15 protein-coding genes are annotated in these 25,661 nt (G+C 44.4%); 1 reads left to right on the forward strand and 14 read right to left on the reverse strand.

Translation table 11 applies throughout. The features are described 5' to 3' along the window. Nucleotides 1-3: 3 nt before the first annotated feature. Nucleotides 4-549: a hypothetical protein gene (locus EWE74_RS12745; RefSeq protein WP_130141905.1), complete on the forward strand. Its 546-nt coding sequence runs from the start codon at nucleotides 4-6 to the stop codon at nucleotides 547-549. On the opposite strand, the gene EWE74_RS12750 is transcribed toward EWE74_RS12745, so the two are convergent. The 14 genes from EWE74_RS12750 to EWE74_RS12815 all read right to left on the reverse strand — a co-directional run bounded on the left by EWE74_RS12750 (nucleotide 546) and on the right by EWE74_RS12815 (nucleotide 25,541). Then, the gene (locus EWE74_RS12750; protein WP_130141906.1) at nucleotides 546-2,246 is read right to left on the reverse strand and encodes a GMC oxidoreductase; all 1,701 of its coding nucleotides are present in this window, start codon (nucleotides 2,244-2,246) and stop codon (nucleotides 546-548) included. The genes EWE74_RS12745 and EWE74_RS12750 overlap by 4 nt on opposite strands. 24 nt (nucleotides 2,247-2,270) lie before the next feature. Further along, nucleotides 2,271-2,786, reverse strand: a complete 516-nt coding sequence (locus EWE74_RS12755) for a gluconate 2-dehydrogenase subunit 3 family protein (RefSeq protein WP_130141907.1) — start codon at nucleotides 2,784-2,786, stop codon at nucleotides 2,271-2,273. 30 nt (nucleotides 2,787-2,816) lie between these two features. Continuing rightward, a complete protein-coding gene (locus tag EWE74_RS12760) occupies nucleotides 2,817-4,130 on the reverse strand; it encodes a sulfatase-like hydrolase/transferase (RefSeq protein ID WP_130141908.1) in 1,314 nt (437 codons plus the stop codon). 65 nt (nucleotides 4,131-4,195) lie between these two features. Next, nucleotides 4,196-6,547, reverse strand: a complete 2,352-nt coding sequence (locus EWE74_RS12765) for a glycoside hydrolase family 95 protein (protein ID WP_130141909.1) — start codon at nucleotides 6,545-6,547, stop codon at nucleotides 4,196-4,198. 10 nt (nucleotides 6,548-6,557) lie between these two features. Next, the gene (locus EWE74_RS12770) at nucleotides 6,558-8,687 is read right to left on the reverse strand and encodes a hypothetical protein (RefSeq protein ID WP_130141910.1); all 2,130 of its coding nucleotides are present in this window, start codon (nucleotides 8,685-8,687) and stop codon (nucleotides 6,558-6,560) included. Nucleotides 8,688-8,762: 75 nt separating this feature from the next. Further along, nucleotides 8,763-9,974 carry a DUF4998 domain-containing protein gene (locus EWE74_RS12775; protein WP_130141911.1) on the reverse strand — a complete coding sequence of 404 codons (1,212 nt, stop codon included), beginning with the start codon at nucleotides 9,972-9,974 and terminating at the stop codon, nucleotides 8,763-8,765. Nucleotides 9,975-9,997: 23 nt separating this feature from the next. Continuing rightward, nucleotides 9,998-11,233, reverse strand: coding sequence for a DUF4959 domain-containing protein (locus tag EWE74_RS12780; protein ID WP_165384708.1), 1,236 nt, complete (start codon nucleotides 11,231-11,233; stop codon nucleotides 9,998-10,000). A 22-nt stretch (nucleotides 11,234-11,255) separates the two neighbouring features. Next, nucleotides 11,256-13,145, reverse strand: coding sequence for a RagB/SusD family nutrient uptake outer membrane protein (locus EWE74_RS12785; RefSeq protein WP_130141913.1), 1,890 nt, complete (start codon nucleotides 13,143-13,145; stop codon nucleotides 11,256-11,258). A gap of 11 nt (nucleotides 13,146-13,156) precedes the next feature. After that, nucleotides 13,157-16,420 carry a SusC/RagA family TonB-linked outer membrane protein gene (locus EWE74_RS12790; protein ID WP_130141914.1) on the reverse strand — a complete coding sequence of 1,088 codons (3,264 nt, stop codon included), beginning with the start codon at nucleotides 16,418-16,420 and terminating at the stop codon, nucleotides 13,157-13,159. 240 nt (nucleotides 16,421-16,660) lie between these two features. Then, complete coding sequence (locus EWE74_RS12795; RefSeq protein WP_130141915.1) at nucleotides 16,661-18,274, reverse strand: RagB/SusD family nutrient uptake outer membrane protein; 1,614 nt, start codon at nucleotides 18,272-18,274, stop codon at nucleotides 16,661-16,663. Between the two features lie 38 nt (nucleotides 18,275-18,312). After that, nucleotides 18,313-21,393: a SusC/RagA family TonB-linked outer membrane protein gene (locus EWE74_RS12800; RefSeq protein ID WP_206365223.1), complete on the reverse strand. Its 3,081-nt coding sequence runs from the start codon at nucleotides 21,391-21,393 to the stop codon at nucleotides 18,313-18,315. A 52-nt stretch (nucleotides 21,394-21,445) separates the two neighbouring features. Further along, entirely contained in the window at nucleotides 21,446-23,374 is a 1,929-nt protein-coding gene (locus tag EWE74_RS12805) for a glycoside hydrolase family 97 protein (RefSeq protein ID WP_130141916.1), read from the reverse strand. Between the two features lie 377 nt (nucleotides 23,375-23,751). After that, complete coding sequence (locus EWE74_RS12810; protein WP_130141917.1) at nucleotides 23,752-24,540, reverse strand: SDR family NAD(P)-dependent oxidoreductase; 789 nt, start codon at nucleotides 24,538-24,540, stop codon at nucleotides 23,752-23,754. 95 nt (nucleotides 24,541-24,635) lie between these two features. Further along, nucleotides 24,636-25,541, reverse strand: coding sequence for a helix-turn-helix domain-containing protein (locus EWE74_RS12815; RefSeq protein WP_130141918.1), 906 nt, complete (start codon nucleotides 25,539-25,541; stop codon nucleotides 24,636-24,638). Nucleotides 25,542-25,661 lie beyond the last annotated feature (120 nt).

The following is a 25,661-nucleotide window of genomic DNA, read 5'->3' on the forward strand; positions in this document are numbered from 1 at the left end:
ATCATGTCGTTACATAAGCAACCGGAATTAAAGGAAGCCGTCTTAAATCTTCCGCAAAAAGAAAAGGATAAGCTACTCGTTCGTTTAGTCGGCAAAGACAAGATGCTCTTGAAGCAGCTACATTTTCAGCTTTTAGAAGACCAGATTGATCTGGAAGACCGTATCGAGAAACTCAAGGAAAGATTAGCCGCTCTCTTTGCCGAAGGTAGAAATTCGGTAAAGAATATCCCGGTATATAGCAACTACAAAGAGCTTCAAAGCCTTATCCGTCAAGCCAGCGGCATGGTCAATGAACATGAAAAAATCACCAAAGACAAATATAGCGAGGCCGATTGCCGCATCTATATCCTAAACGAAACCTTCCGTCGATTCCCGCGTCTTTTTGAAAAGTCGGCAGTGCATAGCGCGTCCAAATTGCATGACTACGTCCGCGCGCGGATTAAAGCAACAACGACCAAATTTGAAAAACTGCACGAAGACCTGCAGTTTGATCTGCAGGAATCCATGGAGGAGGTAATGGGTTTTGCGACGGAGCATGGTTTACATTAAATATCGCCTTTCTTTAACGCTAAGATCGCAAAGTCCACCGCACGAGCGGTCAGTGCCATGTAGGTCAGCGAAGGGTTTTGGGTTGATGTTGACGTCATGCTTGCACCATCAGTCACAAATACATTCTTGCAGGCATGAAGCTGATTCCATTCATTTAACATCGAAGTTTTCGGATCCCGGCCCATACGAACGCCACCCATTTCGTGGATATCCAGACCAGGAGGCTGATCATCTCTAGATGAGTGAATATTATGAAATCCTGCTTTCTCATACATTTCGGAAAACTGTGCTATAAAATCCTTCGACATTTTATCATCGTTTTCATCATAACCAACACTGATATTAACGAGAGGCACTCCCCACGCATCTTTTTCGGTCTGATCTAAAAACACCCCATGTTCTTTCTTTGGTATTGTTTCGCCCATCATTTGGGCACCAACCCACCAATGTCCGAGCTTCGGATTTAATAAACTATCCCGCAATGCTGCGCCCGTGGATGAAGTATCTTGATAAGTAGACCGAGAAGCGGAAAAACCAGTTGCATATCCCCGCAAGAAATCGGTTTCTTGCTTATACAAGTTTCGAAAACGCGGAATATAACCACCTCCCGCAGGATTACGCCCATCAGTCTTATAAGCATTTAGGTCGCCATCGTAGTCTGCATATACTCTTGTACTGTAATTATGAAATGCCACATATTGCCCCAGCACACCACTATCATTTCCTAAGCCATTCGGGAAGCGATCCGAAGTCGAATTTAACAAAATCAAGTTCGTATTGATGGTACTCGCATTGACAAAAATAACTTTAGCGTAATATTCAAAACTCTCTTTCGTGTTCGTATCTACTATTCGGACACCTTTCGCTTTTTGGGTTTCTTCATCGTAAAGAATAGACGATACGACAGAAAATGGACGTAGGGTTAAGTTACCTGTTTTCTCTGCCCAAGGTAAAGTAACTGCATTAGAACTAAAATAACCACCAAAAGGACAGCCCCGTTGGCAAAGGGTACGATGTTGACATTTGACACGCCCCTGCTCCATATGAATAGGTTCCGGTTTCGACAGGTGCGCACAGCGCGCACTAATCACATATCGGTCGGTATAATGGTGTTGAAGTGCTTCTTTGAAATGGTCTTCGACCGCATTCAAAGGAAAAGCAGGCTGGAATATTCCATCGGGCAACGATGAGATCCCATCCCGATTGCCGGCTATCCCCACAAATTTTTCAACATGATCATACCATGGTGCCAAATCGCTATAGCGAATAGGCCAATCCACCGCAAATCCATCGCGCAAGGGACCTTCAAAATCAAAGTCGCTCCACCGTTGCGTTTGGCGTGCCCACAGCAATGACTTTCCACCTACCTGATATCCCCTGATCCAATCGAATGGCTTTTCTTGTTTATAAGGATGTTCTTTGTCTTTTACAAAAAAATGCTCCGCATCTTCATTGAATGCATAACATTTACTGACGATCGGATTTTCTTCCCGCAACTTAAGAGGCACCTCCAATCTGTGTTCAAATTCAAAAGGATATTTATTCGTTGTCGGATAATCCTTCACGTGTTTGACATCCCGGCCCCTTTCCAATACCAAGGTTTTCAAGCCACGCTCGGTCAATTCCTTGGCAGCCCAACCACCGCTGATTCCCGACCCGATCACAATGGCGTCAAAAATATTGTCGTTTACTTTCATCTATGTTTCCTAATCTATTTGGGTTTACACGTTAGTGTATCCATTATACCTGCCCGGCACCAATTCATAAGTTCCTTTTTCCTTCATCAGATACGCTGAATTGTTATAGCCTTGAATCGTTCTTCGCTTGATGATTTCATAGCATTTTTTAATCTTGTTATCCTCCATATCGTTCAGTAAGGCTATCATCTCCGTTCTTTCCTGTTGCGAAGCTATAGTAAAGGGTTTAGCTCGTTTATTCCATTCGCCTTTTTCCAACTCGACCAGTCCCTCGGTAAAAATTAGCTGCTCTTCCTTCCTATGACAGTCGTCCAGCATTTTCATGACAAACAAATGCAGGTTTTTAATTTCATCGGGTTCATGACCCTCCAATGGCAGGATAGTTTTGGTTATCTGCGACAAGACATCTTCTAAGTCTTTCGTCATCTTATAGTTTTCCAGTATAATACTGGCGCTTTTGGTATCCGATGAACAGGACTTCATCAGCCACATGCCACCTGCCAATATAGCCATACTAGCTATTGCCTCTCTTCTATTCATAAAACTTTTCTTTTGTAGGATTATTTACATTTAGAAATTATCCAATAACAGGGAAAGCTCGTTCAAGCGGTCTGGATAATCAGCCGCCAAGTTTACGCGTTCTGCCGGATCATCCGCCAAATTAAACAGCTCCAAAACCTCGTTTTCGTCCTGCCCTGTACGTCGCAATTTCCAGTCGCCCAGCCGTACTACTTCTGGCTTCCCTCCGTGCTCATAATAAATGGGCTGATGATCCATGGTATTAACCCCACTGGTAAATAATTCTCCTACAGACTGTCCGTCCAGCTCCATGTCTATGGGCACTTGGATACCCGCCCACTGGGCAAGCGTCGGGAATAAATCCACCGCACTCACGACTTGCTTTAATATTTTCGAATAAGAATGGCCAGGCCAATACATTATAAACGGCACCCGTACGCCCCCTTCATAGGTGCTGGCTTTACTGCCCCGGAACAGGCCGGAATAACCCGCATGGTGGCGCTTGGTTACGCCATCGTCTGCCATCCGACTAGGGTACTCACTCCAAGGACCATTATCACTGGTAAAGATGAATATCGTGTTTTCGGCCAGCCCTTTTTCTTCCAACGAATCCCAAAGCATCCGAAGCCCGGCATCCATCTCTGCAATGACAGCACCCAGCTCCCCTCCATTTCCACCAGCATATACCGAGTTTTGAGCGGCATAGTATACCGGAAGATGCGGCATATTATAAGCCAAGTATAAAAAAAACGGTTCACTGGATTGTTGGGCTTGAACATAGCGGATTGCCTCTTGATGGTACAAGGCTGTCAATGAACTATCGGCCGGCTCCTGCACCACGGGTGTGTAATTTCTAAACAACTTCATGGTGGAATCTGTCTGTACATAAGGCGACCGATAATCATGACTATAAAGCAATCCATAATAGTCCTCAAACCCATGATTCATAGGCGAGAAAGCTACCTTGTCGCCCAAATGCCACTTCCCAATCATTTTTGTTTTATAGCCGTCTTCCTTCAAAAGCTTAGCAATCGTCCGCTCACTTGCCGGCAATCCCAGATCCGATCCGGGTCCTAAAGGTGCCGGCACATTATAGCGACTCGGGTATCGTCCGGTCAACAATGCTGCCCGGGAAGGAGAACATGTTGGTGAAGCCAACACAAAATTGGTAGACTGCACACCCATTCTCGCAATACTATCCAGAAAAGGGGTTTCGATGACCGGGTTACCATAACAGGATAAATCCGCGTAGCCTAAGTCATCGGCCACAACCAATACAATATTTGGACGTTGTTGCGCGGTGCTTATCGCAGTAAAGAGACCAACGAAGGTCAGCGTGAAATAGAGGTTCTTTAAATTTATCATAGTAATCGTAAAATCCAAAAATAGCTAATTGCATCGACAAGAATCTCGTTCTTCTTTTGGCTAGCCTATATACGTTTGCTGACGATTTCTTTCATCTCTCCATTGACTTTTACCTTAACTTTCGTCGGTTTAGGTGATGAGATACGGTAAGACGTAACCTTTCCATTTTTCCATTTCATATCGACCGTGAAATTTCCACGGGCACGGAACCCTTTAAGCTCCCCGCTTTCTTTCCAAGAATCAGGCAGCGCCGGCAACAAATCAATCATACCGTTGTGACTTTGCAGTAACATTTCTGCAATAGCCGCCGTAGTTCCAAAATTCCCGTCGATCTGTAAAGGAGGGTGTGCACTAAAAAGATTCGGGTAGGTTCCACCGCCGGGGCCATAATTCATATCGACCGTCCTTGTAGGCGTAAGTACCTGTCGCAACAACTTAAATGCCCGATTCCCATCCAATAGTCTCGCCCAGAAAATTTGCTTATAAGCAATTGCCCAACCCGTACCATCGTCGCCACGTACCTCCAGCGATTTCTTTGCGGCTTCTGCCAATGCAGGTGTTTTAAAAGGAGAGATGAGATCGGCCGGGAACACCCCATATAAATGAGAGATATGCCGATGTTGCGGATCCACTTCTTTATACTCTTCCAGCCACTCCAAGAGACGTCCGTCTGTGCCAATCCTACCCGGAGGTGGGACGCGTTCCAGTTTCATACGGAGCGTATCGCTGAAATCTTTATCCAGTCCAAGGAGTGCCGCCGCTTCAATAACGTTGGTGAAAAGCTCCCGTGTAATCTGATGGTCAATGGTAGGTCCCATAGCGACGTTCGTATGTGTCTTACCATCGGGCATGTAAAATGTGTTTTCTGGTGATACTGACGGGCCTGTTACTAACCAGCCCGTCTTGGGATCTTCCATCAATACACTGTTGTAAAATTGTGCCGACCCTTTCAGAATGGGGTAAATATCGCGTAAATAGTCTTCATCCCCTGTATAAGCATAATGTTCCCATAAGTTGTTGCATAACCAACCAGACCCCGCGTTAGCAATGCCCCAGGAAGCGCTTTCGCCAGGTTCTGTAAAGCCCCATATGTTGGTAATGACGTGTGCCACCCAGCCCTCGGCATTATAGTATGCCTTTGCTGTACGTTGGCCCGGTTCCACCAAACCACGTACCAACTCCACCAATGGTAGATTCAGCTCACTGAGATTAGCGGCGCCCAAATGCCAATGATTCATTTGTACATTCACATCCAGATGGTAGTCGCCATTCCAAGGCGTGTGGATCTGGTTTGCCCAAAGTCCTTGCAGATTCGGCGGAAGTAACCCTATTCGGGTGCTGCTAATGCTTAGGTACCGACCGAATTGGAAAAACATCGCCGGTAATCCACGGTCCTGTTCCGGATACTGTTGGAATTCCTCCAGACGCCGATCGGTCGGGATATCCATTCTTCCCTTTCCCAAATCAAGCTGCAGGCGGTTAAAAAGTGCATGATAATCTGTCCAGTGTAGCTTTTTCAGGCTTTCATACGGTGTCTGCAGGGCACGTTGTAACAATGTCTCCGTGATCGCCAGATGATCGTTTCCTCGGAAATCTGTACCCGCAGACACCAATAGGATAACAGACGTTGCACCACGGACCACCAATTCATTTCGCGTTGTTGTTTGCGCTCCTCCATCCAACAATGCCCGCACCCGGGCCATATACTGCATGCCGTTCCCGTCAGTACCATTGTCCAACTGTCCGGCTAATTGCAGTTCGTCCCCTACCACCTTTGTATCGCCCCGCTCTGGCCGGCGCATAGAAATCCTAAGATTCAATTTTCCAGGTACACTGGCCGACAAGCGAATAACACCTACATCCGCACCAAAAGCTGTAAAATACTCCCGTTTGTAAGTAACGCCATCCATTTCGAAGGTACTATTAGCTACGGCATTGTCGAGATCCAGACTACGGCGATAATTCCCCATCGTAGCAACCTTTGCGCCGGGGTATTCAAATGCCATGTCCAGAAAGCCCAACACTTGGTATTTCCCCCATTGTGGACCACCAGAGCCGGGTCCTTTACATACAAAATGCTGGCTGATCAGATGCTGCGCTTCATCGTTTTTTCCTTCTTTTAACAACCGACGTATTTCGGGCAGGTACTTGTGTGCCTCATAGTTGTTGGCATCTTGCGTTGAACCAGACCATAGTGTAATATCATTTAACACGATAGATTCCTTAACTATGCCGCCATCGGGCATCATACCTAACCGACCATTGCCTAAAGGGAGTGTCTCCTCCCATTGAGCGGCCGGCGTATCATACCATAATACATTGGGGCTGGGACTTTTTTTGGCAAAAACGCCCAAAGGCCACGTGGCGAACAGATAAAGTACCAGCGCGAAAAAAAAATATTTTGTTTGAATTAGCATATCTATTCGTTTAATCTGCATTCATATTGGAGATAAGTTTGTAAAGTACGGCATCCTTCGAAGGCACATGTAACCGAAGAACGCCATCTTTAGGATGATAAACGCCCTGTTCTTCCCCTGTCAGGAAATCAACCAGTTGATAGCTACCATCGGCAAGGCCTAACGCCGAGGGCGCAAAGACAGCTTCAAACGAATCATTCTCGGCAAAGTTAAATGCTGCCAGCAATGTCGTGTCGCTGGGAAGGACAAACGAAAGTTGCTGATCCATCCCTTCACCCTCCGCTAACTTTATCGGTGTAAAAGCTTTAGGATCTTGAAAAAACTGCGCTATCTCTGGGTTATCCAAATACTTAGCCGCCCGCTCTCTGACGAGTTCCACACGGTAATCAGAGCCGTCTCCCAAGATACTTCCCATTACCATGAGGCAATAGAGCCGTACCTTTACCTCTGTTTCATGGAGAGGTGGATGTTTCTGAAATTTCTCCATCACCAGCACGTCCATATTGGTATATGGCCATAACGTACCCTGCACCCAGCCCATATGAGATGCCGTAATCATGGACGCCGCCGCACTACCATAATGTGGGAAACCCGGTTGGCTATCCCGCAGATGCGAATGCACATCAGTCGAAACGAAACGTGTATGTGCATATTGGTGTGGAAACATCGGAGAAATCGCTAACGTAATAAAAATATCAGGTCCCATAATGGAGTCCACCAAATGTTTAAATAACTTCATACCATAGTTATACGCTTGCATGCCACTGCGTACGTTAGGGTCATACCATTTGACCGCCTCCAAAGATCCCGCTGTCACAAAATCAACCTTGATGAGTTTGGCACCGATCGCATGCGCTTTTTCAATTTGACTGATCATCGATACTTTAGTCGCTGGATGAGTGGGGTCTAAGGGAAACGCTCCCCATTCGCCATCTTTAAAGGGTATCGGTTTATCACGATCATCCCGTAAAATAACTTCCCGAAGCGGAACATTCGTACCGGATAAAACCGCATTATCGATATTATTGCTCCACGTCCAGAGCGAGAAAGGGCTACAGTAAAATCCGATCTCCTGTTCCTTTTCTCGGGCGTAATCGCCAATACGTCTCAACATTTTGGTGGTATAAATACCTTGGTCGTAGGAATCGATACTCAACACCGGCTTACCGAAACGGTTTAGGTTTTTCATGTCTTTTAGGAAGTCGACTGTTTCATATACGCCTTTGGGCATCATGACGCCCTCATGTCCTAAAACGCCTTCCACACCGAAACTATTCCAATAGACCGGCGCCGCACCTGTCCACGATAAACTTCCGGCCAAACGAGCTTGCATCTTACCGAAATTTGTACTGGAAACCCGAAAATCTGCAGCTGCTTCCAGATAAATCAGGGGCGAATGCACTACTGTTCCGATCATGCTGCCATGCGGCATAACATCATGTGTTCCATCTTGACCGCCATAATTAGGAGGCAGCGACGGGTTGTCTGGCCGTGCTGCACCACCGAAAATGACGAAAGATTCCCATGTACCTTTTTTACTTGCTGTATGGTAACGGATACCTGTTTTCCAAAAATCATGTTCTAAACTACCGACCACCAGACCCTGATACGATTGTTTGTCATAAATAAATGCCAGTTCATGGCTTACGCCATCTAGTGGGTTCTCGCCTGCTTCCGGCAAGGGTTGTGCCAACAGTTTTGTCCAATTATCGTTGTCAAAAGGTAAGTCGACTAGTATAGGATGCTTCCAAGGAATTTCCATACTTCCCTCAGACGCTTCCAGTATTGCCAGCGGACTGATATGCCGTGTCTCCAGTATCGTATTCTTGTCTTTAGTAGCTTCTACGCGGAGTAAAAGGTATGGGCTATCTTCATATACCGTGATGGATTGTACCAAGGTGATACCTTCGTGATCTTCGTGTATAAATTGGAAATGCCTGCCTTTGCCTATGCTGTCGTTAATGGGCACTTCTTTCAGGTCGTGACGATCGAATTGTGCCGAAACTTTAATTCCGTGCTGAACCAGGTCAACGTATGCTACGGTATTTTTCAGTGAAACACCATTCTTAAAAAGATAATCAATAGTCCCCTTCTTCAAGTCAAATGATAACTTGCCTGAAGTCAAATAAACGTCTTTCATATGCAAAGATGGAGCGGCATATGCTAGTTTTCCGCTAAAAAGAAAGACAAGATAAAATAAGAAATACCGCATGTTTTACTCTCCAAGTTTATAAACCGATAGTTGCGAAAGATGAAGGTAATCACCGTTCCATACTTCCAAAACACGGAAGCGCAGGTAACGTACGGGAGCCGTCGGTTCGTCAAACGCATACAGTTCTCCGGCTGCCGCTGTAGTATCATCAATTTCTGAATTTTGTCCTCCCGGCAACCCTGATGGTTTCACGTTTGTAAATGTACCGAGCTTGGTCCATGAATCCCAGCTGCCATCCGAAGCAGGGTCGTTGCTACCCCATACTTCAAATTGTTTTGGATTACCGCCGTTATATCGGCCAGAATAACGCTGCCATAGCCGCACACTACTAATCGAGGATTCCATTCCTATATCTAATGAAAAGGAAATCGGCATACCTATACCATCGGTATGGAAACCTTGATCGCTGGTCGTATTGCCGTTCCACAGATTCGGCAGCACCCAGCCCCAAGCATCTCCTGCGTCATTCGGTAGGTACAAGGGCCGAAAGAACGATTTGTCTGCTTCCACGATGTGCAGGATCGTGGGGAATGTTTCCCAGCTCAACGTATATATGGTATCCGCGGCGTTCGGTTCCGGCACATAGCCGGAGCGATATTGTAAGGTCGTTCCAAACTTAAAATCGGGTATCGTGATCTCGTTATTACCCGGTAGTAGGATGACCGTTTTTTCCTCCTCGTCTCTGTTTGTATATTTTATTTCCGTACCGGTGTTCAATGTATCGGGCGCGTTGAAAAACAGTTTCAGCGAACCGTCTTCATACGTTTCATAAGGATCAGACATGCGATAAGCTCTATTTTGTAACACAGCCTGATAAGTCGCTCCGTATACGCGTATATTATTCAGTTCCTGTCCGACTGACACATTTCCTTCGCTATCATATGCAACAATGGAAAAGCTGTAGACATACTCATCGAGATTAGGGATAGAGGCCATAATACTATCCGAAGGACTGTGCGTGGTGGCTTCCACACGCTGCGAATTGTTGTTATTGTTCCAATAGACCATATAGTGATCGATATTGGGATCCGGACTAGGGTTCCAAACCAATACAGCTCGGAGGTATCCCGCCTTTGACCGGACATCCCGGGCTAAACCGGGGTAGATAATCTCCTCCTCATTTAAATATTTTTTATAATCATCTGCGTATTTTTCACAACCTACCCAGGTTATCAATAAGCTAAAAGCAAGGAGTATATAAATCAAATATTTCATGTTCGTCTAATTGAAAATGTTCATTATTCTTCTGGACTACCGTAGAAGGTTATCTCCATAGCATTAACATAATTGAGTCCGGCCCACGTTTGTGTACACACAAAGCGAATATACTTTACCGACGGCGCCGTACTCGGCATAACAAAATTTACACCTGCTGCTGCAAAAGCGATATCTGCGGCATTGGCTTGGATAGGAGGAAGACCCGAGGGCGGATTGGGGTAACTGAAATTCCCCATATTCACCCAATCTCCAGCGACTGTACCGGGTTCTGACGCCCGAGGTAATGGATGATCTTGTGGGTTGTCTTCATTGGAACCCCAAATGGTAATCTCTTTCGGATTTTGATCTCCATACATAGCTGGCAATCTGTTCCACAGTACAAAACGACTAATCTTCGCTGTCAACCCCAGTCCGAAAGTGCCGGCCATAAGAGACGAAGTCGTTGTGTGCCAACCATTACCACTCAAACTTCCATCAAACAAATAACGCAATTCCCAACCATAGCCAATTGGTGCATCACTTGGCAACGGATAAACGAAAAATTTACTTTTATCTAACTCGGTTTCAAACAACGGTACCAAAGAGACATATCGGATATCCGATGTATTACCAAATCGGTCTGACGTATACACACCAAACTTACGTTCTACCGGATCAAATCCCCGGATCGAAACATCTACCGCACTACCGGAGATATATTCTGGATCTCTTTCATCGAACTGTCCGGTCGCATCATTATACGATAGCAAATGTATGGATATAGGCGCGCCTGTAGGGTTAACACCAGCAAAATTGGCTCCTCCAAAGTCCGGCGAAATTTCTAGTCCTTCGTTGATTAGGATATAATTCGGGGTCTTAGGTTGTACCTTAACGACGACTGGATCCGAAAGGACATTCGCACGACTCACCGCATATAAGGAGACTTCATATTCACCTTCGCGGGCGAATCCTTCCACCAGAATGGTATCTTGATAATAACTGGTTTTCGATTCACGAACATGATCATCATTGATCGAATAACGCGCCAACACATACAGCAAATTCTTGGAGTTCGGCAACTTATACGTAATCTTAGCGGCACCATTCAGATTTTCAACATGGACATCCGTCACGACACCTGGCTTCGTCATATCTGTTGAAATAATCTCAACCGGAGATTCGCTTTCTTCACAGGCTCCCACAAATAAGGTGACGAGCATAAGTAGCGGCATCAGATAAGCCGATATAGTTCTATTATTTTGTTTATTCTTTTTCATCACATGCATATTAAAGTCTATCCTACCAATAAGGGTTCTGTGTCAGGTGTTCGTTGACCACCACATCGTAATTATTCAGCGGCCACAAATAATCCCGTACACTGAACAAGGGGATAATAACCGGAACGGGCCGGTAATAATCTGCCGTTGTTTCTCCGGACACATTCCAGCCCCGTAATGGGCTGCCAAGTACACTCTGTAATTCTTTCCATCGACGGAGATCCCAACCGCTCTGTCCTTCAAACGCTAACTCGATACGACGTTCCTGACGGATGATCTGACGTAGCCCCTCTTTGTTCGTCACTTTTTGCGGATTTCGAGCATAGGTAGACCATGCTTCGCGTACGCCTTCAAGACCTGCACGATGCCGTACACGATCTATATATTCATACACCTCTTCGGTGGGACTACTTTCGGCTTCGTTCAAGGCTTCCGCATACAACAGGTAAAGCCCAGCCAACCGCATCATCGGTATGCGGAACGCTTCTGCAGAGAAGTTCACATCCATAACCGACAAGTAATTTGTTAATTTTTTTGGCCAATATCCCGTGATATTAGTTGCATTCAAGCTTTTCGGACCGGCAATAGCGGGCAATCCACGTGCTTGTACGTGATAAGCTGTCTCCTCATCTGCTTGTCCATTGCCAAACCAGATGCCACCATCAAACCCCAAGGCAGCATAAAAGCGGCGCTCACGATCAAAATGCGCTTTCACCGTCTCATATCCTTGTTTAAGGTAATGTTGATTTGCTTCGTTACCTATCTCCACAGAAAAACGGTTGGCATAATCCCATGAAACATCTTCGTTGATCGGCACCCCATTGCGCGTATAGAATAATTCTGTTGTAATAAACGGTACTGCCCAGTTGCTCGGATAACTGTTTGACATACCCACGGCGTTCGTCGTCAACTTTGGAATGGTGTAGCCTTGATAATCGAATCCATGGTTCAATGACCAAATCAATTCCGGATTCTCCTCCCACCGTTGAGTAAGGATATTCTGCAAAATAAGAACCTCCTTCAACTCGTCCGAAACATTGCGAATACCATTCACCGGCAATATATCATATAGCCGTAATCCCTGTGCCTCACATTCCTCAATAGCTTCCTTACAAGCATCAGCTGCCAATCGCCATTTCTGCGGATCGTACGCTGCGGGGAACAACTCCCTTCCATCTTTATCTTGATAGCCGATATAGTCCGGGTTGCCATTAAATAATGGACTAGCTGCCCACACGAGCATTTCGGCTTTCACAGCCATCGCTATAAATTTGGTGATACGACCAAATTCCTGTGCTCTATTCTCTATAATCGGCGGTAAATCCGGTATCGCTTCATCCATCAAGGATACGACATACGCAAAGGACTCATCCAGCGTAGCCCGTTTACGTTTGGTCAGTTCGATGTCCACGTCAACTGGATTGTTTTCGTCTATCAAAATGATTGGTCCGTACATCCGAATCAAATAATAATGATAGTAGGCTTTTAGAAATTTTGTCTCCGCAATCCATCGCCGTTTTTCTGCTTCTCTTAGATCGATAGGCTGATCGATATTTTCCAACATGATATTGCAACGCCGAATGGCCCGGTACATATTGCCCCACTGCGAAAGCACCGGACTACTGCTGTTCTGTGTTCCCCGAATCAGATTGAAACCTGATGCGTTAAAAAACTGCGTTTCCAACATTGGATAAACCACCTCGGCAGATGTCGTAAATCCAGGATTGTATATCACGTCTGACAGGCGCTGCATCGTTGAATAACAGCCAAATAAATAATTTTCGGCCTCGTTACGGTTGCGAAATGCATATTCTAACGTTCCCACATTATCCGGTACAATGTCAAGATAGTTACAGGAAGACACTGTCATCCCCATGATGAACAGGTATATATATCGAAATATTCTTTTCATGGCTTTCTGATTTACAAATTCACATTTAGACCCACATTAAACACTTTTTGTATCGGATAGGCGAAGCCATTCCCGCCTTGTTCGGGATCCCATAATTTGAAAGGACTAAACGTAAACAAGTTGAGTCCGTTAAAATAGATTCTACAGTTCTTCAGCTTTAGTCGATCCGAAACATGCTGCGGCAGGCTATAACCAATTTCTAATGATTTTAAACGTATAAAACTACCATCACGCATCCACCATGTACTCGGTTGTAGGTTATTGGCAATAGACGGAACATTGACACCCATCCTCGGATATTGGGCGTACAGATCCTGGTTCTCTTCCGACCAGTGGCTCTCTGCAAATGCCTGTAAAACTTGGGTGTTACCATAGATGTATGGTTCCGGACTTTGCACAAAAGGACTTACCTTCCATGGATCGATGAAAAGCGACGTACGCGTCTGCCCTTGAAAAAATGCGGAGAGATCAAAACCTTTGTAGCCTGTTGAGAAACCGAATCCATATACGACTTCAGGAACCGTAGGGTAGCCCATAAAGACCATATCGAGGTCATCGATACGTCCGTCTCCATTCATATCTCGATACTTAATGTCCCCGCCTTGGGGCAAAATGCCCTGGATCGTGTTGTCCCAACCATCTGTCACACTCATAATTTGTCTGGGCGAATTCTGCACTTCTTCGTCATCCACAAACAATCGTTCGGCAATGAACCCGTACTGTCTATTGAGCGGCTGCCCCATAAAATGTCGCCATTCCTCGGCAAAATTAGGTTCCTCGATATAGGTATAACGATTGGTAGAAAAGGTAAAATTTCCACGAAACGACGTCCACCAACCATTACTAAAGCTTTTACTATAATCTGCCGAGAGATCGATCCCCTTCGAATCTACTTCTCCTAGATTCGTACTGACCGAAGCTTCCAATCCCTCACTCGATGGTATGAATCGCTCGCGAAGGATATCGTAACGATGGTTTTTATAAACTTCTGCAATGATATTCAGTTTGTCGAAAAGCGTTGCTTCCACCCCAACATTACTCATCCGGGACGTTTCCCAGCTGATGTTTCGGTTTTCGTAACTTCTGATTTCCACCCCCTTACGTTCATAATTGTTATTGATACCGAACTGTGCCCAATGTGGACCATTGGCCAGTTCGACATCAGAAAGGTAGAAGAACCGTTGAGATCCGATCGCATCATTACCGACCAGACCATGGCTACCCCGTATCTTTAGTTTGTTCACCCATCCCTCACTATTCCAAAAATCTTCGTTGGAGATTACCCACGACGCTCCGATAGTCGGGAAAAAGCCAAAACGGTGCTCTTTTGAAAAGCGTTCAGAACCATTATATCCAAAATTAAACTCGGTAAAATACTTATTCTTAAACGAATACGTTAAGCGCCCCGCAAGCCCCACATTCCGAAATGGCAATGAGTATGGAAGGGTGGTGGTATTTGTCTTCGGATCCCTAGCACTGGAATAAACCGTCTGTTGCAACGTACCAATTAACGTGGAGCTAATGGTATGATTTTCGCCCAATGCTTTATTATAATCTAAAGCGGTCTGTAAATACACGAACGTGTTGGCGTCAGGTTCACTGCGGCTATAGCCCAAATATTCCGTAGCGACATTATAGCCGGTAGGTTGTGGATTAAGCCACAATAGGGAATATGCCCCTGTCTCCTGATCGTACGAATTGATATTGTAATAGAATGGACTGTATGCCAGCTGCGAGTCAAAATACGAATAGCGGTTCGTATTGAACAAGCTTCGGAATTTCAAACCTTCCGTAATAAAATCAAAGTTTTGGTTCAGCTCCAACTGGGCAGACATCCGCGATTGCGAATAGCGCTTCTGCCCGCGTAACATCTGTGCATAGGGGTTATTATAAAGAATCTGGTTACTCGCTGTGCCGCCGGCCGTTCCATTGTTACCGAACAGAATGTGTCTTGCATTTAAGTTAGCATCATCCGGTTCGTAGTATGCCGGAAACAGCACGGGACTCGTATGTATAGCCACATTGTATAAATCCGAAGCAAATGACCCGTCGACTGTTATCGGTCCTCTATACTCATTGAAATTACCAGATAACCGCACCACCAATTCTGTTGTTTTCGTTAAGTTGACATTCACATTCGACCGAATCTGATAATTTTTAAAGTTAAGGCTGTTATCGTTATTGTTCCGCGGATCCGTTTTCAACACCCCGAAATCTTGGTTGTAGGTACCAGCGACATAATATCTCGCCACGTTTCCTCCACCGCTTACACTGAGGTTATTCCGTTGGGTCATCGCTCGTTTCTTGAAGAGCATATCCAGCCAATCAACGGCAGGATATACATAAGGATTACTACCCGGATCGCCATTGATCGTAGCCTGTGTATTCCTAATTTTCGTAGGTGAGAAAGGGAGTGGCAATTCTGGGTCGCGGGTGAGCGAAGCCTCGTTATACAGGCGCATATATTCCATAGGCTCGATCAGCTCCAATGTTCGATTAGACTGGGAGCTAGAAAGCTCTGTCCGAAAATTAATAGAAGCCTTACCCTCTTTACCCTCTTTTGTGGTAACGAGAATCACGCCGTTTGCACCACGTGCCCCATAAAGTGCCGTGGCATTGGCATCTTTGAGAATAACAAAACTTTCGATATCATCAACGTTCAACCGTGCAAGGTCATCTGTCGATAGTTCCACGTTGTCGATCAAAATAAGTGGCTGTTGCCGATATCCAAAGGTTGTTACGCCACGGATAAAAAACTGGGAATTGTCTTGCCCTGGCTGGCCGGAACGTTGAAAACCGATGACGCCGGCTATTTGTCCTGCCATCGCATTGGTCAGGTTACTTGCCGGAATCCGCAGTTCGCCGGGTTTCACCGAAGCGACCGATCCAACCACCGCTTCCCGTCGTTGACGCTGGCCGAAAGCTGTTACCACAACTTCTTCGATACCTTCCCCACTTTCCGCAAGATGCACAATTAGTTGCTGTCCATCTTCGGGAACTTGTACCTCCTGCGTTTGGTAACCGACGAATGAAAACATCAAGATATCATCCTGTTCCTCCAGCTCCAAAATAAATCTACCGTTCTGGTCTGTCTTTGTTTCCCGACCTGCTGTTTTCTTGGATTTAATATTGACTCCTTCCAGGGCTCTTTCCAAAGAATCGAGCACAGAACCCGAGACGATTATCTTATCCTGCTGTCCCAATACCTGGGATGGGGGCACCTGAAACAAGACAAGCAAACAAAAACACGATACATAGTAATAAATAGGTTTCATAGTTTTTATTGGTTATTGAAATATAAATACTGTAATCATCATGTGGTTTATTAACTGGGTTATTTAATATAATCAAATTTAGGTCATGCCGGCCGCTTTAAGATGTATAATTTCATGCTATTGATGGATTATATTATCCCCCTAAAAAGGTATTGCCCAAGCTTTTTCACACGTTGGAAATAGCTTAGGCAATACCTAAATAAGAAAGATGATAAGTGGCGCAGTTAAGCTTGCATAAAATTAATTGTAACCCGGATTTTGATCTTCTTCCGTGAATGCGTCATTCGTTTTGATCTCTGTATCCGGAATAGGATAACGTTTGTGAAAATCCTGTATCGTGCCCGATTCATTTGCCCATTTGTTACGCTCTTTTACCAGAGCTACAAACTTACCGGTGCGCAACAGGTCGATACGGCGCCAACCTTCGAAACATAATTCGCGTATACGCTCGTCCATAATTTTAGCCCGGAAGTCGTCGGGAGACATAGCGCCCCATTTTTTATCTTCCGGCAGTGTGCCTCCCCATGCCCGCTTACGGATCTCCTCATTTACGATGTTGATAGCTTCAGCCGTTTGCCCCAATTCGTTCAAACATTCCGCATGTAAAAGCAGCACGTCCGCATAGCGTATGACGGCGAAATTTTTGCCCGAATTCCACATATTGTTAATTCCAAGACCCGAAAGAATATCCGTACGGGGATCTTCATATTTTTTAATATGTGGATCCAACTCGTCGGTTGTTCCGGTCCACTGCGTTTTTGACAAATCTGGAGTTACATATTGAAAAGATCCGTCGGAACTGTATCTGTTGGTATAATACGTAAAGTCCTCGCGCAGTGCTTCCCCTTTACGTGTATCTCCGTCTTCCCAAACACCACCTTCCTCTACGGCTTTATAAGCAAAGGGTGTAGGAAGAAGAAAATCATAACCGGCATAAGAACATGCCTGGCTAAACCAAGAGTCGACAGCGCGCGAACCGGTATCAAACTGCCAATAATTACAATCAGGCCATACGTTATTGAATTGCAGTTCGAACAATGATTCTGCCGTATTCGGGTTATTATAACGAAACAAATCACTATAATTATCCAGCAACCTGTATCGTCCCATCTCGATGATCTGCTTAAAGCAATCGTCTGCTTTCGAAAAATCACGTAGGTTGGTTGATTCAGGTGCGGCCATATATGCCTTCCCCAACATCGCCAAGGCAGCGCCCTTTGTAGCTCGTTGCGGTTCGCCATCGTACGATTCGGGTAAATTGTTTGCCGCCGTGGTGAAATCATCGATAATATATTGCCAGACGACATCCAGCGGTTGACGCCCGAGCCCCAGCTCGTCTGTCCTGTTCATATCGACAACTGGGATCTCGCCCCAGAGCATGCTCAATTCAAACATCAATAAACCACGGATAAAACAAGCCTCTCCCGTTAATTTCATCGCACGCTCGGGATCTTCGGTCGTCATGCTTAGCGCGTAAATAGCCTTTGCCGCCGAGACGACGGCAGGCCAGCGATTGTTCCAGATACTGGCCACTTGTGTGGATGTCGCATTTAACTGACCATTGTATTTATCCATACCTGCCTGATCGCCGGAAGAAATCAACTGATAATTACCCTGTTGTGTTTCATCCGTTCCCAAGTAAGGCATCAATCCGTTACGTCCTTCTTTACATCTGCGATAGCTATCATATAACCCGAGAACTAGCGGTTGTACGTTTTCGATCTTTTCAAAAACCTGCTCTTCTGTAAGTGAGCCCGTGGGCTCTACAGACAGGAAATTCGAACAAGAAGATGTGCTGAGTATTAGTGCATAGGTTAATACACCTATTGCGCTATATTTATATGTCTTTTTCATCCTGTAATTTTTATTGTTAAACTATTTTAATGTTATCCTTAAAACACCATGTTTATACCAAATGTCCACATACGCGTAGGCGGATACCAGTCGCCCATTTCAGGATCATACCCTTTATAATTTGTCACACAGAAAAGATTAGATCCCGTCGCATATACGCGTAGATTAGAAAATTTAGCCGCGTTAAGAACTTCATTGGGGAAGTTGTAGGCTACCGTTAATGCCGACAGCCGAAGAAATGATGCATCCTGCACGGTGAAATCCATTTGACTCGCGTTATAACGGTTATAGTCAAAACCCGCCAATACACGTGGAAGCGCCGCTTCTGTATTCTCCGGTGTCCAACGATCCAACAAATCGGTGGATGCCACACTTGACCCACTGCTGGTCACTAAAGACTCATACCATGGACTCAGTTTTTTTGCGCCGTAAGAGTAGCTAAACACGGCATTTAAAGAGAGATTTTTCCATTTGAAATCCGAAGAGAACCCACCATAAAATTTAGGATCGGTAGCTCCTATAACCACACGGTCATTCTGATCGATTTGCCCGTCCTCATTTATATCTAGTGGATAAAGGTCTCCCGGATTGACGTTATAGCCGTTCCAGTTGATCTGATTTAAACGATCCATATCCACAGATCGTGCTATTCCTCCCGTCCTCCACAGATATAATGTATTACGTGATTCGCCTAGGAATAAGTTACCTTCTTTCTGAATGTTACGATCACCATCTACGTTATAAACCACACCGGTATTTCCATAAAGTTGTGTAACCTTATTTTTATCCATGGACAAGGTCGCCGCAAAATTCCACTCGAAATCTGCTGCTCGCCATAGATTAGCGTTCAACGAAAACTCCAGACCTTTATTCTCGATAGATCCGATATTCTCAATTGTACTTGAATAACCGGTAGTCGTAGCGAGGGAATGGCTCATCAACAAATCTTTGTTTTTGATCAAAAACGCATCCACCGACAATTGGAAACGATTCTGTAGGAACCCCATGTCTACGCCTAGGTTCCACTGTTGCTGCTTTTCCCAACTGATATTAGGTGTACCCCGGCGTCCATTAGATGCGAATGAATAGGTATAACCCGTCTCTGCAGTACCGGTATAGCTAACGTTATATAAAGATAGATAAGCAAAATCATCGATGTTCTGATTACCGACGATACCAAAACCAGTACGTAACTTCAATTGGTCAAAGAAACTCTGCTCTTTCATAAAATCTTCTTCCGTTATGTTCCATGCAGCCGATAACGATGGAAATATTCCCCACTGGTTTCCGCTAGCAAATTTGGAAGAACCGTCATAACGACCTGTAGCAGTCAATAAATATCTGTCGTCATAGGTATAATTTACACGGGCGATATAGGAAAGCAACGTATGTTCTGACCATCCTGAACTCAAACCGCGTTGGTCTTTCTTATAACCCGATTGCAAACTATGATATCCAAACAGATTAGATCCATAACCCATAGCGCTCCCGTTCATATAGCTATATTTTGTCTGTGTCGCACTTGTACCCACCATAGCGTTCAACTTGTGGAGGTCATTAAACGTCGTTGCATATGAAATCGTATTATCCCACTGCCATACCGTACGTGTATCCCGGTTATCGATCGCTTGCCCTTGCGTTCCATAGCGCTCCGACTCATAAATATCGTTCGGCGTGTATTTGTTCTCTTGCCGCTGCGCATAATCAACAGAAAACGTCGAACGCAGATTTAGTCCTTCTATCGGATTAATATTAACATAGTTAGAAGTAAGCAACCGATTATAGACCAGATCGTGGTCAACCTGCAACGAACGCAGCGGGTTGAAGTTATTCTGGTCAAAAATGCCCTGCCAGTTTAGTGTTTCCAGCTCGTCGGAAATAGCAAGCATGGGATTAGCCAAACGAGCTCGATTCATGATGCCATCATCAACCATGGTGTTGTTGGTACGGGTGTAGGACGTATTGGTACTCACCTTCAACCAGGGTTTGATCTGCTGATCAGCATTGATACGTCCAGTGTACTTTTCTTGTTCCGATTTTTTAATGACTCCTTTGTGGTCTGTATAACCGAAGCTGATATAATAGGATCCCTTGTCATCTGCGTTGGACATGCTCACAACATGATTCTGCTGTCTACCCGTACGGCTCACCGCATCCAACCAGTTGTAATTCTCATTATTATTATAGGCTGCAAACTCATAATCGGCAAAGACGGTATTAGATCCCATGATCACATCATTTACATAGGCATTCACATCACCGTTCGGATTGGTCTGCTGATAGCCATTGGTATAGGCTTCTTTGCGAAGCTCAAACAATTGGCGGGTATCCATTGTCTTGGGCGTGTTGGCATAGGCCTGAAACCCCATCCATCCATCATACGTCACCCGTCCTTCACCTCTCCTGCCTTTTTTTGTTGTAATGACGACAACCCCATTAGACCCACGCGAACCATACAGTGCCGTGGCAGAGGCATCTTTCAGCACTTCGATGGAGGCTACGTCATTCAGGTTCACGGCATTGAACCCGGAAAATGAATTGTCCATAACCATACCATCTACCACATAGATAGGATCAGTAGAGCCATTAATCGTATTGATACCGCGGATCTTGATAGACGCATCGTCCGTCGGGCGGGTCGGGTTTGCGATGAAGACACCGGCTACACGACCTTGAATGGCTTGGTTAATATTGGTTACTGGTCTTTCTTCCAGCACTTTGCTACCCACACTACTGACAGCTCCGGTCAGGTCACTTTTCTTAAATGCGGCACCGACAACAACCACCTCGTCAAGTTGATAGTCATGGGATACAAGCGTTACATTCATCACGTCATTGGTTACGGCGATTTCTTTCGCCTCATAACCCATAAAGGTAAAAACCAGCGTGCTACCCTTTGCCGAAGCGATGGAATACCGCCCCTGCTCGTCAGATAATGTGCCTATGGAAGTGCCTTTCACCGTCACGGATACACCAACAAGGGGTTCTTTGGTCTGTGCATCTGTGATGCTTCCCAAAACGGTTATATCCTGAGCAACCACTGTGCCCCCGGATATAATAAACAGCATCAATAGGAATACTGTTACTAATTTGGAATTAACGTTTATAAAATTGTTCATAAAGTTAGTTGTTTAAAATAAATAGGTATTAAATACAAATGTTAGCGCGATATTACTCGACAAATTGGATAATAAAACCTCCTTTTGGTGCCAAGGTATACGACCAGTCAGTAGCAATAGGATATGTCTCGGTTTTAAATTCCATCAACGGATCTTCTCCTTCCGTAATGATACTGAACTTCGAGAAGCCTTTACCATATTTTGTGAGGTCCAATTTAAGAGGCATGGCCTTATGATCACCATTGATACCGACAATATAAGAATGAGCCCCTTCTTGACGGGAAAGAATAATGGCGTCCCCTGGTTCTGCCACAATACATTCGGTTTTATCCCAAGTGGCGGGCATATCTTTAAACAATTTCTTTACCACAATCGGAAGTGCATCAAATACCTCTTTGGAATCTGCAAAATGAATAATTCCGGAAGTATAAATCATAGCTGTTGCCAGCTCATGAACGGCTGTGTTCACCCGTGGATATTGCCGCATTGTTAAAGCAAAAGGCGTATAATCCGTTGGACCAGCTACATTTCTGGTAAACGGCAGCACCGTATTCTGCTCGGCCGCTTTCTCTGGAAATCTCGGCTCATAAAAATAACTTTCCGTTCCTAAAACGGATTCTGCCGTCATAAAATTGGGCCAGGTTCTATGCCAGCCCCTTGGCATGGTCGATCCATGTAGGTTGATCATGAGTTTTTCGTTAGCGGCGTCTTCAAAAACCGACTGTAAAGCCGCCATGACCTCTTGCCTGTCAGAACACCAAAAGTCGATTTTAACCGCTTTAATCCCCATATCCGCCAATTCTTTGAATCTCTTTTTTCGGCTTTCCGGATCAAAATAGGAAGAGGAATATCCCCAAACCATCGGTTTAATCCCTTTCGCAATAGCATGATCAATGATACCGTCCTCTTGGTTCGCTTTTTCCCAGCCCGCATCAAAGAGCGTATATTCAAAGCCAAAGGCATCGGCAAGATCGGTAAACGCCTTATAGATTGCCGGTGAATGGTCATCTGGATGCGACCACCAGGACCAAGAGGCTTTTCCCGGCTCAATCCAAGAAGTGTCCTCGATTTTAGATGCCGGTGCCAAATCTGTAATTAAGGTTGACAGTAAGATATCACCGGCTTGATCCCCCATGATGATTGCCCGCCAAGGCATAACCCAGGGAAGATTAGATGTTGGGTAAGCATTTTCGTTTTCTTCCAAAGGAATAGTATACCGTTCATCTTCTTTTGCAAAAGCGACCTTATAAAGCCCATCCGTTGCATCTGCTTGTAAATGACAACCTGGAAACGTCCCATCATTCCCTGTTTCAGCGATAAGGATCCAGTTTTTCTTATCATTTACATGAAAAAGTGCAGGCATACACCATCCTACAGAGGGATTACGGGCATCCTGAATCGAGTCTCCCGAACCTACAGGTAAGTAAAAGTCTTCATAAGCCGGTGTGTACTGACCGGCACTATTATACGGCTGCAACCAACCTTTTGCATCTTGTTCAATATGAAAGCCCGTCATTTCCTCTTTTATGATCCGCTGTTGGGCATTATTATCCGGGAATCGATATCGGAAAGCAACACCTTCTTCTCCGGCGACCAAATCAATGATCATAGACGCACCGGCATTGTTTTTAAACGTTATACTTCTACTATTAAAAACATGATCGATATTTTTATAATGGCCTACCTTTAAGTCGTACGTCTCTCTTCTTTCTTCCGTAGGTGAAATTTCGGCGATTGATAATCCCGACGTGAAATTCTGATCGTCGCAATCAAGCCCTAGCGGCGAGTCAGAGATAAGTATACTATCTCTACGCGTTACCTGATAAAATAATTCGCCTTTCTCATTTAGCGACAACGTAATTTTATTTAAACCATCCTTCGATTTTACATAAGGGGCATTATTCTCCGTGTCACAGCCAGTAAATAGCAACACGCCCAAAATGCTTGAGATAAGGAGCTGATCAATCAATTTAATCTTCATGTTTATATCGGATTATGTAAATTTATATGCGTTAACTTATACGGTCCGCCATTCAAATAAGCTTGCTGAATATAGATATGGTTTGGCTTACTATTTTCGGCAGCGATTGAAAATTGGCGTCCGCTGTCCGAATTCTTCTAGAAAAAAAATAACACATAGACTCTTGGTTTTTTAAAGGTTATCGAATTAAATTTATTGGTGACCAACAACAAGCCACAACTATTCTACTCTGTACTACTTTTCAAATGTAATCAAGAAATTTTATTATGCAAATTTTTTTGATAAAATTTGGAAAATGTCCATTTTTATAATGAGTTAGCTATTGTGTGATGTGTAATAGGCGTTGATCAATCCATTTATTTTTCATCGATATTTGCTTAAAATTTTTGTGAATAATAGAGTCTGGATGTTAGACCCCCATCCACCAAGAAGTCTGCTCCTGTTACATTTCGGCTTTTATCACTCGCTAGAAAAGATACCATGTGTGCAATGTCGGTGGGCGTAGATATACTACCCAGTGCATGCAAGGCATGTATCTCTTGCTCCAGCACTTCCGGATTCTCTTTTGCGGTCAACCAGTTTTGATAATGGTGCGTATCGGTAAATCCCGGACAAATACTATTGACACGGATTCCGTATTTTCCCAAACTAATAGCCATACTACGTGTCATCGCGTTGATACCTCCTTTTGCAGCGGCATATACTTCTGTATCCGGTAATGTACGGTACGCATGATTAGATGAAATATTGATAATACAGCCCTTTGTTTTGTGGGCGATCATATTTTGAGCAGCATATTTGCTACAAAGAAAAACGCCTTTTAAATCCGTATCAATAACCTTGTTCCAGTCGTCCAACGTCGTCTCAATCAGTGGTTTAAAAATGGTTATCCCGGCATTGTTTACCAGCACGTCAACGTTCCCCACCTCTGTCTCCGTCGTACGTAACATGTGTTGTACACTTTGCTCATCGCGAACATCAGTTTGGATGTATTTTGCGCAATAACCGGCCGCTGTCATATCCTGTTCTACCTGATATCCTTCCGTATCTTCTTTCGTTGCGATAATGACCTTGGCGCCTTGTTCGGCCATCAATTTGGCGATGCCTCTTCCTATTCCATTCCCGGCACCGGTTACAATGATTATTTTGTTCTTAAAATCGCTCATATTATCTATCAAAAAATAGTGTTTGTCTTGACGGCTTATTTTATGATGCTAAGTTAGACCCTTTGACAATCACCTACATGCAGAATATGAGCTTATTAATGGATTTTATTATTATTTTCTTGTTCCAGACTAGCGCGGTAAGATGATGGGGACACCCCCATATGTTCTTTAAAGAGACGTGAAAAGTAATATTGGTCTTCAAATCCCAGATCATAGGAAATCAATGAAATTCTTTTATCGGAAAATTGTAAAAGGTAGCAGGCCTTTTGCACTTTCAAATGGTTGAGATACTCAATTGGAGAATATCCGGTTCGATGCTTAAACACCTTACTAAAATGCGAGACGGATAGATTTACGTGTGATGCTATTTCCTGTAGTCCTATCCGATTTCCTATGTTTATTTTTAAAAATTCTATCGCGAGTTCAATAATATCGGTACCATCGACATTCTTATCCTTGGCAATTTCTGGATACAAGTATTCACAAAAAAAATAGGGTAATGTCAGATTAATATATTCCAGTATTTCCCGGCTATAACCTTTCGAAAGTAATTTACAAAAACGGTTGAAAATACGATATACCTCGCCATCAAAAGCAAGTATGTTTTTACGCTCTTGGATGCGTTGGAATATTTTTTGAATAAAATCATCCGATGGTCTTCCGATAAAATGCATCCAATATATCGTCCACGGATTTGCATTATCGGCTTGGTACGCGTGCATTTGATGTGCAGGGATCAGAATATATTGATTAGCTTCCAATTCGAAAGCTTCGTTACCAATACGTACCATACCCCGTCCATTGACACAGTGCAGCAAAATATGCTCTTCCGAACCCTCCGGGCGATGACAATAATGATGTCTGGCTTTGGGGTAATAGCCAATATCAGTAATATAAAGGGCGTCTGACCTCCCTTTTCGTATGTTTTCTGCAAGAATTACCGGAGGTACAACAATACGCATCTCCCCATCAAATCCTTCAAGTTTACTTTTTGTTTCCATTGGCCTCAAATTATTTACATAAGAATATAATCCATCTTAATGAACAATAATTCTATCATAATATACCTGTTCTCTACCTAAATTTGTGCGGTTGACAGTTGTAACCTTCTTTTAACGAAA

The sequence above is a fragment of the Sphingobacterium corticibacterium genome (genome assembly GCF_004208525.1).
GTDB classification, from domain to species: Bacteria; Bacteroidota; Bacteroidia; order Sphingobacteriales; family Sphingobacteriaceae; genus Sphingobacterium; species Sphingobacterium corticibacterium.